This window comes from Pseudomonas sp. P105, from assembly GCF_032614175.1.
GTDB classification, from domain to species: domain Bacteria; phylum Pseudomonadota; class Gammaproteobacteria; order Pseudomonadales; family Pseudomonadaceae; genus Aquipseudomonas; species Aquipseudomonas rhizophila.
Map to the genome: position 1 here is coordinate 2,434,190 of NZ_CP126693.1, position 16,713 is coordinate 2,450,902.

13 protein-coding genes are annotated in these 16,713 nt (G+C 61.0%); 8 read left to right on the forward strand and 5 right to left on the reverse strand.

The window, feature by feature from the left end; translation table 11 throughout:
• Positions 1-159 precede the first annotated feature (159 nt).
• A complete protein-coding gene (hydA, locus tag QOM08_RS11085) occupies positions 160-1,599 on the reverse strand; it encodes a dihydropyrimidinase (RefSeq protein WP_160892436.1) in 1,440 nt (479 codons plus the stop codon).
• Positions 1,600-2,221: 622 nt separating this feature from the next.
• Between hydA and QOM08_RS11090 the strand changes: the two genes are divergently transcribed.
• The 4 genes from QOM08_RS11090 to QOM08_RS11105 all read left to right on the forward strand — a co-directional run bounded on the left by QOM08_RS11090 (position 2,222) and on the right by QOM08_RS11105 (position 7,232).
• Positions 2,222-3,700, forward strand: a complete 1,479-nt coding sequence (locus QOM08_RS11090; protein WP_047230186.1) for an NCS1 family nucleobase:cation symporter-1 — start codon at positions 2,222-2,224, stop codon at positions 3,698-3,700.
• Positions 3,701-3,852: 152 nt separating this feature from the next.
• A complete protein-coding gene (locus QOM08_RS11095; RefSeq protein ID WP_316912953.1) occupies positions 3,853-5,136 on the forward strand; it encodes a Zn-dependent hydrolase in 1,284 nt (427 codons plus the stop codon).
• Between the two features lie 117 nt (positions 5,137-5,253).
• On the forward strand, positions 5,254-6,741 hold the full coding sequence (locus tag QOM08_RS11100) for a helix-turn-helix transcriptional regulator (protein WP_160892438.1): 1,488 nt from the start codon (positions 5,254-5,256) through the stop codon (positions 6,739-6,741).
• Between the two features lie 242 nt (positions 6,742-6,983).
• Positions 6,984-7,232, forward strand: coding sequence for a DUF1652 domain-containing protein (locus QOM08_RS11105; protein ID WP_047230189.1), 249 nt, complete (start codon positions 6,984-6,986; stop codon positions 7,230-7,232).
• A gap of 41 nt (positions 7,233-7,273) precedes the next feature.
• Here QOM08_RS11105 and QOM08_RS11110 read toward each other — a convergent pair whose 3' ends face one another.
• Entirely contained in the window at positions 7,274-8,659 is a 1,386-nt protein-coding gene (locus QOM08_RS11110; RefSeq protein ID WP_316912954.1) for a HAMP domain-containing sensor histidine kinase, read from the reverse strand.
• Positions 8,637-9,320 carry a response regulator transcription factor gene (locus QOM08_RS11115; protein ID WP_047230191.1) on the reverse strand — a complete coding sequence of 228 codons (684 nt, stop codon included), beginning with the start codon at positions 9,318-9,320 and terminating at the stop codon, positions 8,637-8,639. Before QOM08_RS11115 ends, QOM08_RS11110 begins: the two co-directional genes overlap by 23 nt.
• A gap of 280 nt (positions 9,321-9,600) precedes the next feature.
• Between QOM08_RS11115 and hcnA the strand changes: the two genes are divergently transcribed.
• The 3 genes from hcnA to hcnC are packed head-to-tail and all read left to right on the forward strand — an operon-like array spanning position 9,601 to position 12,597.
• Complete coding sequence (gene hcnA, locus QOM08_RS11120) at positions 9,601-9,924, forward strand: cyanide-forming glycine dehydrogenase subunit HcnA (protein ID WP_076386697.1); 324 nt, start codon at positions 9,601-9,603, stop codon at positions 9,922-9,924.
• Positions 9,921-11,330, forward strand: coding sequence for a cyanide-forming glycine dehydrogenase subunit HcnB (gene hcnB / locus QOM08_RS11125; protein WP_316912955.1), 1,410 nt, complete (start codon positions 9,921-9,923; stop codon positions 11,328-11,330). The genes hcnA and hcnB overlap by 4 nt, the downstream gene beginning before the upstream one ends.
• Complete coding sequence (gene hcnC, locus QOM08_RS11130; protein WP_316912956.1) at positions 11,323-12,597, forward strand: cyanide-forming glycine dehydrogenase subunit HcnC; 1,275 nt, start codon at positions 11,323-11,325, stop codon at positions 12,595-12,597. Before hcnB ends, hcnC begins: the two co-directional genes overlap by 8 nt.
• Before the next feature lie 287 nt (positions 12,598-12,884).
• Here hcnC and QOM08_RS11135 read toward each other — a convergent pair whose 3' ends face one another.
• Complete coding sequence (locus QOM08_RS11135; protein ID WP_139050522.1) at positions 12,885-13,496, reverse strand: glutathione S-transferase; 612 nt, start codon at positions 13,494-13,496, stop codon at positions 12,885-12,887.
• A 29-nt stretch (positions 13,497-13,525) separates the two neighbouring features.
• Positions 13,526-14,446 (reverse strand): MurR/RpiR family transcriptional regulator, encoded by a 921-nt coding sequence (locus tag QOM08_RS11140; protein WP_047230196.1) that lies wholly within the window; start codon positions 14,444-14,446, stop codon positions 13,526-13,528.
• 313 nt (positions 14,447-14,759) lie between these two features.
• On the opposite strand from QOM08_RS11140, the gene QOM08_RS11145 reads away from it, so the two are divergent.
• A complete protein-coding gene (locus tag QOM08_RS11145; protein WP_316912957.1) occupies positions 14,760-16,697 on the forward strand; it encodes a bifunctional 5-dehydro-2-deoxygluconokinase/5-dehydro-2-deoxyphosphogluconate aldolase in 1,938 nt (645 codons plus the stop codon).
• The last annotated feature ends 16 nt before the right edge of the window (positions 16,698-16,713 follow it).

Below are 16,713 nucleotides of genomic sequence, written 5' to 3' on the forward strand. Positions count from 1 at the left end.
TTTGAGGTGCTGCCTCTGGTGGGCAGTGTTTTTTGTGTCCGGACTGGCCTCATCGCGAGCAGGCTCGCTCCCACAGGGATCTGCGGTGCACACAGATTTTGTATCCATTCAAAATCCAGTGTGGGAGCGAGCCTGCTCGCGATAGGCCGTAGGCCGCTATCAGCGTTTCACTGCAACCGGCCGGTGCAACTCCGCCCGCTTGCTCAACAAATCGAACACCGCCGGGTAAGCCGGTCGTTCGATGTAGCGTCCCGCTCCGCGTTCGGCCCGCAGGTCGCCATCGACCCAGACCAGCCGGCCCTGGCTGATGGTGTGGCTGGGCACGCCGCGCACGGTTTTGCCTTCGAAGATGTTGAAGTCCACCTGTTGATGGTGGGTCTTGGCCGAAATCGTGCGGCTGCCTTGCGGGTCCCAGAGCACCAGGTCGGCGTCGGCGCCGACGCGAATGGCGCCTTTGCGCGGGTAAAGGTTGAAGATCTTCGCCGTGTTGGTGGAGGTGAGGGCGACGAAATCATGCATCGACAATTTGCCGCTGTTGACCCCTTCATCCCACAGCACCGCCATACGATCTTCGATACCGGCGGTGCCGTTGGGAATCTTGCTGAAGTCTTCGCGGCCGGCGGCTTTCTGCTCGGCGCAGAAACAGCAATGGTCGGTGGCGGTGGTGTGCAGGTTGCCTGACTGCAAGCCATGCCAGAGCGCCTCCTGGTGCCCGCGAGGGCGGAAGGGCGGGCTCATCACGTAACCGGCGGCGGTCTGCCAGTCGGGGTGGCGATAAACGCTATCGTCGAGCAGCAGATGCCCGGCCAGTACTTCACCGTAGACCGGCTGGCCCTGGCTGCGGGCATAGGTGATTTCATCCAGGGCTTCCTTGGTCGACACATGCACCAGGTACAGCGGCGTGCCCAGGGTCTGGGCAATACGGATGGCCCGGCTCGCAGCTTCACCTTCCACTTGCGATGGTCGCGACAGCGGATGGGCTTCGGGACCGGTAATGCCCTGGGCCAGTAACTTGCGCTGCAGGTGATCAACCAGCTCGCCGTTCTCGGCATGCACCGTGGGCACGGCGCCCAGTTCCAGGCAGCGCTCGAAGCTTGCCACCAAGGTGTCGTCGGCCGCCATGATCGCGTTCTTGTAGGCCATGAAGTGCTTGAAGCTGTTTACCCCGTGATGGCTGACGAGCTCGGCCATCTCTTCACGAACCTGTTCACTCCACCAGGTGATCGCCACGTGAAAGCCGTAGTCACTGGCGCTTTTTTCCGCCCAGCCGCGCCACTGGTGGAAGGCTTCCATCAGCGATTGCTGGGGATTGGGAATGACAAAGTCGATGATCGACGTCGTGCCTCCCGCCAGGCCTGCTGCCGTGCCACTGAAAAAATCTTCGCTGGCGACGGTGCCCATGAACGGCAACTGCATATGGGTATGCGGGTCGATGCCGCCCGGCATCAGGTATTGGCCACTGCCATCGAGTACTTCGACATCGGCGGGCACATCCAGGTTTTCACCAATGGCCTTGATCACACCTTCGGCACACAACACATCGGCGCGATAACGTTCATCATGGGTTATTACGGTGGCGCCACGGATCAACAAAGACATTCCGAGTTCCTCGCAGGCATGACCGACTGATGCCGGTTCTTTATGTTGTATAGATCATGATGGGGAAGTGATGAAGTCGTGCAGAGTTCTAATCCTGTCACAGCTGTCAGGATTAGAAGCTAGCTGGAGTTTTACGAATCGGCAAGATTATTTTTAATGGGTTGTTTGAATATATAACTCATTGAAAAATATCAATTTAATCTATAAATCACCAAAATGGTGAGCCGCCTCACCATTTTGACGCACTTGACAGGATCATTATTTGAGCGAGATTTATCATGCTAAATCAGCAGCTTGAAAGGCGTTAAAGTACGGTTTAGACGCTTCGCAATATTGTGGGGTGCACCACTTTGAATCTCGGACTCGACAGAACGTGCAGGTCATCTAGCCTCAAGGGCACTGGCGCGCAGTGCGAGCGGACAATGAAATTAAATTAAAGCGTTAAATATCATAAAGTTGTCAGTGTTATATCGTTCAACCGGTCAACCCGGCGAGGCAATCGGCACAGTTATTGAGTGCTGTCGCTGCCAGGCAGGGCCGCCGGTAGAACGCGCGCTTTACATGCAAGTACTCCGGCCATCGCCAGTCGATGAGCAAAAATAATGAAAACAGTGGAGCGGACATGACCAGATCAACAGTGACCGAGCGCGACGGGTTATTCGAGCTTGAAGCCGGCAGCGACGTTCTCGACAGCCCTCGTTACAACCATGACATCGCGCCAACCCAGGTGCACGAGCGAACCTGGAATAAATGGCACATCACTGCGTTATGGGTCGGCATGTCGATCTGTGTGCCGACCTACACCCTGGGCGGCGTGCTCACGGCCTATTTCGGGTTGTCGGTGGGTGAAGCGTTGCTGGCCATCCTGTTCGCCAACATCATCGTGCTGATTCCCCTGACCCTGAACGCCTTTGCCGGGACCAAATACGGCATTCCGTTCCCGGTGCTGTTGCGTTCGTCCTTCGGCGTCATCGGCTCCAACGTTCCCTGCCTGATCCGCGCACTGGTGGCGTGTGGCTGGTTCGGAATCCAGACGATGTTCGGCGGGTTGGCGATTCACCTGTTTCTCGGCTCGGTGTTCGAAGGCTGGAAGAGCCTGGGCGGCACCGGCGAAGTGATTGGTTTCATGGTGTTTTGGGTCCTGAACCTGTGGGTGGTGCTGCGCGGTGCCGAGTCGATCAAATGGCTGGAAACCCTGTCCGCGCCGCTGCTGGTGCTGGTGGGAGTCGGGCTGCTGATGTGGGCGTTGCCCAACGTCTCCCTGACCGAACTGATGGCGCAGCCGGCCAAGCGGCCCGAAGGTGCCGGCGTGACCAGTTATTTCCTGGCAGGGCTCACAGCGATGGTGGGTTTCTGGGCCACGCTGTCGCTGAACATTCCTGACTTCAGTCGTTATGCCAAGAGCCAGAAAGACCAGATCGTGGGGCAGATCATCGGCCTGCCGCTGACCATGTTCCTGTTCGCCGCCCTCGGCGTGGTGATGACGGCGGCCTCGGCGAAACTGGTGGGCGTGACCGTCTCTGACCCGGTGACCCTGATCGGACACATTCAGAGCCCGCTGTGGGTGGCCCTGGCCATGGTGCTGATCATCATCGCCACGCTCTCGACCAACACCGCCGCCAACATCGTCTCACCCACCAACGACTTCCAGAACCTGGCGCCAAAACTGATCGGCCGTACCAAGGCGGTGATGCTGACCGGGCTGGTAGGGCTGGCGCTGATGGCCCACGAACTGCTCAAGAAACTCGGTCTGATCGTTTCCGAGGTCAGCCTTGAGTCGGTCTATTCCAACTGGCTGCTGGGCTATTCGAGCCTGCTGGGGCCGATTGCCGGAATCATGGTGGTGGACTATTTCCTGATCAAGAAACAACAACTGGACCTGGCCGGGCTGTACCGCGACGACGTCTACCCGGCCTGGAACTGGAACGGCTTCATCGCCTTTGGCGTGCCCGTGGTGCTGACGCTGCTGTCGCTGGGCAGCGACGCATTCAGCTGGTTCTACAGCTACGGCTGGTTCACCGGCTCGGCACTGGGCGGGGTGATTTATTACGGGTTGTGCAGTATGCGGGCTAGCCCGTCCATCGCTAAAACTGCGGTGTAAAGGAGGGCCTCATCGCGAGCAGGCTCGCTCCCACACTGGATTGGGGGGAATGCAAGCCTGTGTGCACAGCAGATCCCCTGTGGGAGCGAGCCTGCTCGCGATAGCGGCCTCAAGTACAACGAGAAAATGCCTGAAAAAACTGGAGATCCCCCATGAACGCAGCCGTCGACGTTCTACAGTCCACCCAACAGCACATCAATCGCGACCGCTTGTGGCAGTCGCTCATGGACCTGGCGCAGCTCGGTGCCACGGTCAAGGGTGGGGTGTGCAGGCTGGCCCTGACCGATCTGGACCGCCAAGCCCGGGACTTGTTCGTGCAATGGACCGAGGCGGCCGGCTGCACCGTCAGCATTGACGCGGTGGGCAATATTTTCGCCCGTCGGCCGGGGCGCAATCCGAACCTGCCACCGGTGATGACCGGCAGCCACATCGACACCCAGCCTACCGGTGGCAAGTTCGACGGATGCTTCGGTGTGCTGTCCGGCCTGGAAGTGCTGCGCACCCTCAATGACTTGAAAATAGAAACCGAAGCACCGTTGGAGGTGGTGGTCTGGACCAACGAAGAAGGTTCGCGCTTCGCCCCGTGCATGATGGGCTCCGGCGTATTCGCCGAGAAGTTCACCCTCGAAGAAACCCTGGCCAAGACCGACGCCGAGGGCATTACCGTCGGCCAGGCACTCAATGCCATCGGCTACGCCGGGCCACGCCAGGTCAGCGGGCATCCGGTGGGGGCGTATTTCGAGGCGCACATCGAGCAGGGGCCGATCCTGGAGGACGAACGCAAGACCATCGGTGTGGTGATGGGGGCACTGGGGCAGAAGTGGTTCGATCTGACCTTGCGGGGCGTCGAAGCCCACGCCGGCCCGACCCCGATGCACTTGCGCAAGGACGCTTTGGTCGGCGCTTCGATCATCGTCGGTGCGCTCAACCGCGCGGCCCTCGGCCATCAACCCCATGCCTGCGGCACGGTTGGCTGCCTGCAAGCCTATCCCGGTTCGCGCAATGTCATCCCCGGCGAAGTGCGCATGACCCTGGATTTTCGTCACCTGGAGCCGGCACGCCTGGATTCGATGATCGCCGAGGTCAGGCAAGTCATTGATGACACCTGTCAGCAACACGGCCTGACGTATGAACTGACCCCTACGGCTGACTTTCCGCCACTGTACTTCGACAAGGGTTGTGTCGAAGCTGTGCGCGGTGCTGCCCAAGGGCTGGGCCTGTCCCATATGGACATCGTCAGCGGCGCAGGCCACGACGCGATCTTCCTCGCCGAACTGGGGCCGGCCGGGATGATCTTCGTGCCGTGCGAAGGCGGCATCAGCCACAACGAAATCGAAAACGCCGCCCCGGATGATCTGGCTGCCGGGTGTGCGGTGCTGCTGCGAGCGATGCTCGCCGCCTCACAGGCAATTGCCGAGGGACGCATGGCGGCTTGAAGCAGCTTGAGGATTAAAAGATCGCAGCCTCGTTGCACTCGACAGTTCCTATAGGGGAACGTGTCATCGCCGCGGATGGTCGTAATCTCCATGCTCCTCTGACCACATGGAGACCCGATGAGCCAGGATGTCCCGACTACCGATACCAATCGTCGTCAACTGCTGCAAATCATCGCCGGGCTGTCTGACGGGGTGATGTTGATCGAAGTCGATCAGACCATTGCCTGGGCCAACGAAGCGGCGTTGACCATGCACGGGGTCACTGACCTCAAGGAACTGGGGGCCAACGCCGAGGAATACGCCCAGCGGTTCAATTTGCGTTATCGCAACAACCACCCGCTGACCGCGGACAACTACCCCATTGCCCGGGTCGCCCGTGGCGATGAGTTCAGCGACGTATTGGTGGAGGTCACGCCCGAGGCCGATCCGGACCGCACCTGGGTTCATCGGATTCGCAGCATGGTGCTGACCGACCGTAGCGGCCAGGCGGAATTGCTGGTGCTGATTCTCAGCGATGCCACCGAGTGGGCCAGCGCCGAGCAGCGTTTTGAAAGAACCTTCGGTGCCAACCCGGCGCCGGCGGTAATCTGCCGCCTCAGTGACTTGCGCTATATCAAGGTCAACCAAGGCTTTCTGGAAATGACCGGCTACAGCCGCGAGCAGGTGATCGGGCGTTCGGTGTATGAGCTGGACGTGCTCGAGGCCGCCGAGAAACGTGACTTGGCCATTGAGCGCCTGGGGCAGGGCGCGACCATTCCGCAAATGCAGGCTGAGTTGAAACTGCCAGGGGGCGGCAGCAAGCAAGTGATTGTCGCGGGCCAGCCGCTGGATGACCTGCATGACGAAGACTGCATGCTGTTTTCCTTCATGGACATGGAGCCGCGCCGCAAGGCCGAAACGGCGTTGCGCCAGAGCGAGGAGCGCTTTGCCAAATCTTTCCGTCTCACGCCCGTGCCAACCCTGGTGTGCAGCGCCGAACAGCAACTGCTCGAGATCAACGAAGCCTTTCTTCAGACCACCGGTTATGCCAGTGAAGAGCTGCTGGGCAAAACCGTGGAGGAAATCGGCTTTCTCGACGCGGATGCCTGCGCCGCACTGTTTGCCACGCTGGAAAAAACCGCAACCGTGTCCAGTGTCGACGTCAAGGTTCACAAAAAAGGTGGGGAACAGATCGACTGCGAGATGGCAGCCGATACTGTCGTCATTCAGGATAAGCCGTGTTATTTGCTGGTGTTGATGAACATCACCGAACGCAAACGCTCGGAGTTGGAACTGGTGGCGGCTATCGAAGAGGTGATGAAAGATGCCTCCTGGTTCAGTCGGACCCTGATCGAAAAACTGGCCAATGTGAAGAGCATCAACGCCCAGTTGCCCAGCACTTCATTTACCGAGCTCACAGCCCGGGAGCGTGATGTGCTGGGGCTGATCTGTCAGGGCCTGGCCGACAAGGAAATCGCCGCGCGCTTGAAGCTGGCCCCCAATACCGTGCGCAATCATGTGGCGACGCTGTACTCCAAACTCGATGTTCACAGCCGCAGCGAGGCAATCGTCTGGGCGCGCGAACGTGGCTTGTTCGCCAACGAGTGGCGAATGAAGGCACCATGATGGCCAGTGCAAATGCACCGGGCGTGCTGGTGCAAATTCGGGTTTTGCCCGCGCCGTTGGCTCCTTAGGCTGTGAGGGTGCGGCATTCTCTGCGCAATGCCGCGTCCCCCACGAAACAGTCAAGGAACACGCCACAATGAGCAGTGAACGAATCAATCGTGCAATCGCCAGGACGCTTGCCGGGCCTATGAGCCCGCAGCTGCCCGCCGGTCGCTCGCGGCTACAGCGCTGAGGAGCAACGGATGACCCTACTGGCCCCCCTGCGCGCCCGACTCGAAGAAAGCTTCAAGCCACTGGCCTGCGAATGCAGCCTCAACGGCGACGGGACCCTTACCGTACGCCTGTATCACCGCGAAAGCGGGGAGGTGGATCTGGTGGTGAGCGGCATGAGCGTCGACAGCGTCCGCTCGGAAGAAAGCCTGGCAAAGCTGATCGATGAGTTGCGGTATGAGCTTGAAAACACCCCGCTGTATCGAAGTGACCCCGCCTGAGTGATCCGCTGAACTTTTCCGCTGAACTTGGCAGCCGCTACCTACAGCAGCGTCGCCCGGCAATCGAGTGCCAACCGAGCGCCGCCTTGCTCGCTGCTGCCCACTTCCAGCGTGAACCCGTGCAAGTTGACAATCGCCGCGACGATTGACAGTCCCAGGCCAAAGCCGCTCTGCTGGCTGCTGCCCTCGGCGCGGTAGAAGCGGCGAAACACAGCCTTGCGCTCCGCCTCGGGGATTCCGGGCCCGGAGTCGAGTACTTCGATGCGGCTGCTGTCGCCCTGATCAACGCCACGCAGGATCACCTCACCGCCCGGCGGGGTGAATTTGATCGAGTTGCTCAGCAGGTTGGACACCGCCTCGAACAGCAATGCCCGGTCGCCGTTGAGCAAGGGCAGGGCATCGGGTACTTGGAGGGTGAAGGTCAGTTCCCGCTCCTCGGCCAGCGGCAGATAAAAATCGTGCAGTTCCTGCAACAACTGCAACGGATCGAGGCGCACGAACCCTGAGCGTCGTTGCTGGTCTTCCAGCTCGGAAATCCGCAACAAGCCCCGAAACCTCGCCATCAGGGTGTCAGTCTCGGCAATCACCTGATCCATCTGCAACGCCTCGGGCGAGCCGTCCGGGGCTTGCTGCTGGATGCGATAAAGCTGGGCGCGCAGGCGAGTCAGCGGGGTGCGCAGGTCATGGGCGATGTTGTCGCACACGCCCTTGACCTCGTTCATCAAGCGTTCGATACGATCGAGCATGGCGTTGACGATTGCCGCCAGCATGTCCAGCTCATCGCGACGGCTCGACAGCGGCAGGCGATGGGTCAGGTCACCGGCCACGATGGCCTCGGCACTGGCCTGCAGTTTGCGGATGCGTTGCAACGGTCGCCGACGCAACAGATGCCAGCCGGCAATGCCCGGCAAAATGGTCAGGGACACGCCCCAGAACAACGCGTGCAGAATGATGCGCGTGACAGCGAACAGCGAGCCGTTGTCCCGCGCCAGGACCAACCAGCGGCCGTCCTGGGTCCGGGTCGCCACCGCGTCGCAACTGTCGGAAGGAATACCTGGATCCCTGGAATCGACGCAGCCGCCGAGCATATGAATATTGCCGTCCAGGGGCAGATCGGGGGGGACGTGCCGGATCGGTCCGCTCAAGTGGCGCAATTGCGGATCGAACAGGCCGTAGGCGTCGACGCCGCGTTCATCCAGGGTCAGGCTGGCCATGAGAGCATCTTCCAACTGATCGCCATGGATACGTGCGAACAGGTGCTGACGCTGCATCAGGGAGTGCTTGGCAAGGCTGTCGAGGTAACCGAACACTTCGTAATACATCACCCCCATCAGGACCGCGCTCCAGAGCACGAACAGCGAACTGTACAGCGCCAGCAGGCGACTGCTGGAGGAGCGCCAGCCCTTAGCGGGGTTCAGCAATGACATAGCCGGAACCTCGTACCGTGCGAATCAGCGGTTCCAGGCCCGGCGGGTCGATTTTCTTGCGCAGGCGGCCGATATGGACGTCGATCAGGTTGGTGCCGGGATCGAAGTGATAGCCCCAGACCTCTTCGAAAATCATCATGCGCGAGAGGATCTGGCCGCTGTTGCGCATCAGGAACTCCAGCAGCTTGTATTCGGTGGGCAGCAGGCTGAGCAGTTGCCCGTTGCGGCTGGCTTCGCGGCTGATCAGGTTGAGTTCCAGGTCGGCCACCCGCAGTGCGGTTTCCGGCTCGCGGGCACCGTTGTTGCGTCGTAGCAGGACTTCGACCCGGGCGGCCATCTCGTCGGTGGCGAACGGCTTGGTCAGATAATCGTCGCCACCGGCCCGCAGGCCGCGTACCCGCTCGTCCACATCGGAGAGGGCGCTGATCATTAGGATGGGCGTGGCCACGCCCATGGTGCGCAAGGTCGTCACGATCACCAGCCCGTCGAGTTCGGGCAGCATGCGGTCCAGGGTGATCAGGTCGTAATCGCCGCTCACCGCCCGTTCCAGGCCCTCGCGGCCGTTGTCGACCCAGTCGACATCCAGGCCATTGCGGGTTAGTTCGGCGACGATTTCACGGGCGGTCACGGCGTCGTCTTCGATGGTCAAAATGCGGTTCATGGGCGGTACCGGGTGAGAAATTGAAGCCATTGCGCAGCATTCTGCCAAAAAATAGCTGTCGGCTTTCTGAAAAAATGTTCATGGACGCCGACAGCGGTATTCACTGGCCTGGATCAACACTTGGTCACAAATAATCCCTAACATAAATTTAGTGCGCACCATCATGCTGCGTCCGTTGCCCTGCTTTGGCGCGCTGTCGCTGATGGGCACTGACACGAACCGGTGATGGTGTGCCGCAAGGAGCCGAGACCTCACTGAACCTTCAAGGAAGAGCAACATGATGCAACCTCAAGACCTTCTACGCCGAAAATTTGATATCCAGCCGCTGCAGCAGGCCGACATGACGGTGCACCTGGACGGGCAGTCCGTCAGCGCAGCGCAAGGTGAAACCGTCCTCAGCGTCATTCAGGCCCTGGGCCAGCGCCAGGTAGCACGCAACGATCACGACCAACTCAGTGGCGCATACTGTGGCATGGGCGTGTGCCAATGTTGCCTGGTCAAGATCGACGGCCGCCACAAGCGCCGCGCCTGCCAGACCCAAGTGCGTCCCGGCATGCAAATCGAAACCCGGGCCAATCGCATCGCCGAAAGGGAGGCACCATGAACCTCCATCCGGTGATTGTCGGCGGCGGGCCGGCGGGTATGGCCGCGGCCATCGAGCTGGCCACCCACGGGGTGCATTGCACCCTGCTCGAAGAAGCGCCGCGCCTGGGTGGCGTGGTCTACCGCGGGCCGCTGCGCGACGGGGTGAGCCTGGATTACCTCGGGCCGCGCTACAGCGAAGCCCTGAACAAACTCCACGGTGAGTTCCAGCGCTACGCCGGGCTGATCGATGTGCGACTCAACCACCGCGTCATCGGCGCCGAAGGGTTCAAGGCGCTGATGCTGCTGAACGCCGATGAACTACTGCGTCAGGTCAGCTATTCCCACCTGGTGCTGGCGGCCGGTTGTCACGAGCGCAGCGTGCCGTTCCCTGGCTGGACACTGCCGGGGGTGATGCTGCTCGGTGGCCTGCAATTGCAGATCAAGAGCGGAGCGGTCAAGCCGCCGGGGCCGGTGGTGATCGCCGGTACAGGCCCGTTGCTGCCGCTGGTGGCCTGTCAACTTCACGCTTCGGGCGTGGCCGTGGCGGGCGTCTATGAGGCTTGTGCCTTCGGCAAGATCGCCAGGGAAAGCCTGGCATTGCTGAACAAACCGCAATTGTTCCTCGACGGCCTGAGCATGCTGGCTTATCTCAAACTGCATCGCATCCCCGTGCGTTATGGCTGGGGAGTGGTGCAGGCCAACGGCGAGGGCGAGCTGGACATCGTCACCGTCGCACCGTATTCCAGTACCTGGGAGCCCGACCTCGAACGAGCCGAACAGGTCCCGGCCCAGACGCTGGCGGTCGGCTATGGTTTCATCCCGCGCACCCAATTGAGCCAGCAGATCGGCCTGGAGCATGGCTTCAGCGATGACGGTTATTTGCGGGCGGTGTCCGATGCCTGGCAACAAAGCAGCGAGGCGCACATTCACCTGGCCGGCGACGTGGGCGGGATTCGCGGTGGTGAAGCCGCCATGTTGAGCGGGCGCATCGCCGCACTGTCGATCCTGATGCAGGCCGACCTGCTGGACTCGTCCACTGCCCTGGAGTACCGCGACCGGTATAGGGCGCAACTGGAGCGGATCATTCGCTTTCGCGCCGCCGTGGACCGCTACACGCAACGCGGCGCCGGACAAACCGCGTTGCCGACCGCCGACACGGTCATTTGTCGCTGCGAACACGCGACCCGCGCCGACATCGACCGCGCCCTGGAGCAGGGTGTGCAAGACATGGCCAGCCTGAAAATGCGCACCCGCGTGAGCATGGGTGACTGTCAGGGACGGATGTGCGTGGGCTATTGCAGTGATCGCCTGCGCCAGGCCACCGGGCGTGCCGACGTTGGCTGGCTGCGGCCGCGTTTCCCCATCGACCCGATTCCCTTTTCAGCCTTTCAGAGCGTCGGCACGGAGGCCCTCCGGCATGACTGAGCATTCAGACCTCAAGCACTATGATGTCGTTATCGTCGGCGGGGGCGTGATCGGTGCGTCCTGTGCCTATCAACTGTCCAAACGCAAGCATTTGAAGATCGCCTTGATCGACGCCAAGCGCCCCGGCAACGCCACCCGCGCTTCGGCCGGCGGCCTGTGGGCCATCGGTGAATCCGTGGGCCTGGGCTGCGGGGTGATTTTCTTTCGGATGATGTCGGCCAACCGCAAGCGCCAGGCCCAGGGTGCCGCCGTGGCGGTTGATGCCAGCACGCCGCACATCCTGCCCCAGTCGTTCTTCGATTTCGCCTTGCAGTCCAACGCGATGTATCCCCGACTGCACCGCGAGCTGATGGACAACCACGGCATGGACTTCAAGTTCGAGGAGACCGGGCTCAAGTTCGTGATCTACGACGATGAAGACCGTTTGTATGCCGAGCACATCGTCGCCTGCATTCCCCACCTGGCCGATCAGGTACGCTGGCTCAACCAGGCCGCCCTGCGCGAGGCCGAGCCGAATGTCAGCCATGAGGCCCGCGGCGCGCTGGAGTTTCTGTGCGACCATCAGGTCAGCCCGTTCCGGCTGGCCGATGCCTACACCGAGGGCGCCCGGCAGAACGGCGTCGATATGTTCTTCAACACCAACGTGGCGCAGGTGCTTCGAGACGGGGCGCGGGTGACAGGGGTGAGAACCGCCGAAGCCGGGACGTTCAACTGCCGGACGCTGATCAATGCCGCCGGTGCCTGGGCGGCGGACCTGAGCGAGCAAGCCACCGGTGTGCGGATCCCGGTCAAGCCGGTCAAGGGGCAAATCCTGCTGACCGAGCGCATGCCGAAGATCCTCAACGGGTGCCTGACCACCAGCGACTGCTATGTCGCGCAAAAGGACAACGGCGAAATCCTCATCGGCAGTACCACCGAGGACAAGGGTTTCGACGTGACCACCACCTACCCGGAAATCGAGGGGCTGGTGCAGGGCGCGATGCGGTGCATACCGCAGTTGGCCGACATCAACCTGAAACGCACCTGGGCCGGTTTGCGCCCCGGCTCACCTGATGAGTTGCCCATCCTGGGCCCGATGCGCGGCGTGGAGGGGTACCTAAATGCCTGTGGGCACTTTCGCACCGGCATCCTGACCTCGGCCATCACCGGAGTGTTGCTGGACAAACTGGTGAACAACGAGCCCTTGCCGCTGGACATCACGCCGTTCCTGGCGGATCGCTTCGAGGTGGCGCCGGTGGTAAAGCCAAAGGAAATGGAGCTGACTTGAAGCAACTCTTTGTGCCGAACACAAATTTTGCAGTCCCCCGGCCCCAAACTGTGGGAGCGAGCCTGCTCGCGATGGCGTCGGATCAGTGCCATTGATGTTGATTGACCCACCGCTATCGCGAGCAGGCTCGCTCCCACATAGATCTGGGGGGGCCTCATCCGATGGTCGCTCAGGAACCAACTGTGGGAGCGAGCCTGCTCGCGATAGCGGTCTATCTGAGACGATGATGTTGAGTCTGCCACCGTCTTCGCGAGCAAGCCCGCTCCCACACAAGCCGCGCTCGTCCGCTATACCATCGGCGTGCTGACAAACGCCTCCAACCCTTCGGCATAGGCGGTAAACGCGCTGATCGACGGAAATGACTTGCCCTGCACCTGATCCGGCACCACCAGGTTGGTGAAGCTCCAGGCCACTGCCACGGTGATGCCCGCCTGATCGAGGGTGCCATCGGTGGTCAGGGGCTGTTTCACCAGTTCCTGTTCGAGCATGTCATAGGCCGCCGCCAGTTGGCCTTCCACGCGTTCGACCCAGGGGGCGTGTTGGATTTCTGTCGGCCGAAGGTTGCGTTCGTAGTAGATCTGCACCGACTTCTCGCACGCCGCCAGGGCCAGGCCAATCACGCGCAATGCGCGCAGCCGTTGCCCACTGTCGACCGGCATCAGGCTTTTGCCCGGCGCGGCCAAGGCTTCGAGGTAGTCGATGATCAACGTGGAATCCATCAGCACGTTGCCATCGTTGAGCACCAGGGTCGGTGCCTTGACCACCGGGTTGATGCGCTGGAACTGTTCGAAATGCCTGAACACCGAAACGGACTCGTGTTCCAGGGCAACCCCCAGGCACTTGGCGGAAATGGCGACGCGTCGCACGTAGGGCGAGTCCAGCATGCCGATCAGTTTCATGACGTCTCCTTCAGAAGAATCTTGCGGGGTTAATCCTCGAACCCGACCTGTTCATGGATTTCATCGACCTTGAGTTCCAGTCGGTAAGCCACGGCGATGAACAACGCCTGGCACAGGCACAACGTGGCACTCAACGAGCGGAAGGCGAAAGAGCTGCCTTCGTTCACCAACAGTACCGCATTGGCCCGTTTGGCCAGGGGCGACAGGTTGCTGTCGGTGATGATCAGCGTCTTGGCCTGATGATGCTGGGCAATGCGCAGGCAGTGCTGGGTTTCCTTGCCGTAGGGCGTAAAGCTGATCGCGATCACCAGGTCGTTGGCCCGCACGCTGCGCATTTGCTCGCGATAACTGCCCCCCAGGCCGGACACCAGATGGATGCGCTTGTTGGTGTGTTGCAGGTTATAGACCAGGTAATCGGCCACCGCGAACGAGCGTCGCACGCCGACCACATAGATGTTGTCGGCGTTGACCACCAGGTCTACGGCTTTGTCGAAGGCTTGATCGTCCAGCTCCAGGCCCAGACGCTCGATGCCCGAGAGGGTGGCGTTGACGCATTCGCGCGCCAGGTCGCCGCCGCTGGCTTTCTGCGACTTGTTGGCGATCATGCTGCGGATGCGCTGCTGGTAGTTCTGCACCGGCGTGGTCTTGTGGGTATAGGCCTCGCGAAACAAGGCCTGCATTTCGCTGAACCCGCTGAAGCCGAAGCGCTGGGAAAACCGCACGATGGCCGAGGGATGCACTTCGCATTCGCGCGCAATGTCGCTGATGCGATCGACCATGATCCGGTCGCTTTGCTGGCTCATGTAGCTGGCGATGCGTTTGAGCTGTCGCGGCAGGCTTTCATACTCGTCGGTAATCAGTTGCAGCAGGCGCTCGGCATTGATCGGTGGGCTTGAAAGGGCGGGTTCGGACGCGCTCTCGGACGGCGCCGGCAGATCGGGGCGGGTCATAGAAAATCCTTCTGGCTTGTTCTTATAGGGCGGCCCGGGAAAAGGGCCTGCCCTCGACAATAGGTTGGCTGATCGCAGTCTACAGCGTAGGCGCGGGGAAAATCATGAGCAGACAACGTTGCGACACCTGCTGAAACGATGCACCGCGTCTGGCGCGCTTCAGTGATAGCGTATTGGAAAAAATATTCCACGTAAAAAATTTATAGAATAATTATTGATTATTGGCCGCTGCTCGTTTTAGTCTGCATCCACCAAGAGCGTTGGCGCCGGTTTCGGTGGCAAGCGCGGGCTGATAAAAATAACAGGAGCCAGCATGGGCCAGACTCGTTTTGCCAGTGGGCGTCAATTGGATGTGATCTGCCTGGGACGCCTGGGCGTCGACCTCTACGCGCAGCAAGTCGGAGCGCGCCTGGAAGATGTCGCAAGCTTCGCCAAATACCTGGGTGGCTCGTCGGCCAACATCGCCTTCGGCACCGCGCGGTTAGGGCTCAGGTCGGCGATGCTGAGCCGGGTAGGGGACGATCATATGGGCCGTTTCCTGGTGGAGTCCCTGGCCCGCGAAGGCTGCGACGTCAGCGGCATCAAGGTCGACCCTGAACGCCTGACGGCCATGGTCCTGCTGGGTATCAAGGACCGGGAAACCTTTCCCCTGGTGTTCTACCGGGAAAACTGCGCCGACATGGCGCTGCGCGCCGTGGACATCAATGAAACGTTCATTGCCTCCAGCAAGGCGCTGCTGATCACCGGCACGCATTTCTCTACCGAAAGTGTCTACAAGGCCAGCACCCAGGCGTTGGATTACGCCGAGAGACACAACGTCAAACGCGTCTTGGACATCGATTATCGCCCGGTGCTCTGGGGCCTGGCGGGCAAGGCCGATGGGGAAACCCGTTTCGTCGCCGACCAGAAAGTCAGCCAGCATGTGCAAAGCATCCTGCCGCGTTTCGACCTGATCGTCGGCACCGAAGAAGAATTCCTGATCGCCGGCGGCAGCGAAGATCTGCTGAGCGCGTTGCGTACCGTGCGCTCGCTGACGGCGGCGACCTTGGTGGTCAAGCTCGGCCCGCAAGGTTGCACGGTGATCCACGGCGCCATCCCTAACCGACTTGAAGACGGCGCCATTTATCCCGGGGTTCGTGTCGAAGTCCTGAATGTATTAGGTGCAGGTGATGCGTTCATGTCGGGCTTTCTCGCCGGTTGGCTGGAGGACGCCAGTGATGAACGCTGCTGCCAGCTGGCCAATGCCTGCGGTGGCCTGGTGGTGTCGCGCCATGCCTGTGCCCCAGCGATGCCGACCCGGGCTGAACTCGACTATCTGTTCAATAGCCCGGTGCCGATTACCCGGCCGGATCGAGACGTGGCATTGCAACGTCTGCATCAGGTCAGCGTGCCGCGCAAACAGTGGAAGCAACTGTTCATCTTTGCCTTCGATCATCGCTGGCAACTGGTGGAACTGGCCCATAAAGGCGGGCGTGAGCTGGGCGCTATCAGCGAACTCAAGCAACTGTTCATCCAGGCCGTGGAACGGGTCGAAGCCGACCTGAAACGTCAGGGCATCGAGGCCGATGTCGGTCTGCTGGCCGACCAACGTTTCGGCCAGGACTCGCTGAACGCCGCCACTGGACGTGACTGGTGGGTTGCCCGACCAGTGGAGGTGCAGGGTTCACGGCCGCTGGCGTTCGAACATGGGCGCTCTATCGGCAGCAACCTGATCGCCTGGCCACAGGAACAGATCATCAAGTGCCTGGTGCAATTTCACCCCGACGACGAACCGCTGCTGCGCCTGGAACAGGAGGCGCAACTCATGGCGCTGTATCAGGCGTCCCAGGTCAGCGGCCATGAACTGCTGCTGGAAGTCATTCCACCCAAGGATCATCCGTCGCCGCACCCGGACGTGCTGTATCGCGCCCTCAAACGCCTCTACAACCTGGGCATCTTTCCGGCCTGGTGGAAAATCGAAGCCCAGACGGCAGACGAATGGAAGCAACTTGATGAGCTGATTCAACAGCGTGATCCCTATTGCCGAGGTGTGGTACTGCTGGGCCTCAACGCCCCGGCCGCCGTGCTGGCCGAGGGTTTCCGCCAGGCCAGCCAGAGCACAACCTGCCGTGGATTTGCCGTCGGACGGACAATCTTCCAGGAACCGAGTCGTGCCTGGCTGGCCGGGGAAATCGACGATGAAACGTTGATCCGGCAGGTGCAGGGTAGGTTTGTGGAGTTGATCGAAGCGTGGCGTGCTGCGCGAAGTTAGAAGCTGTGAACACTGA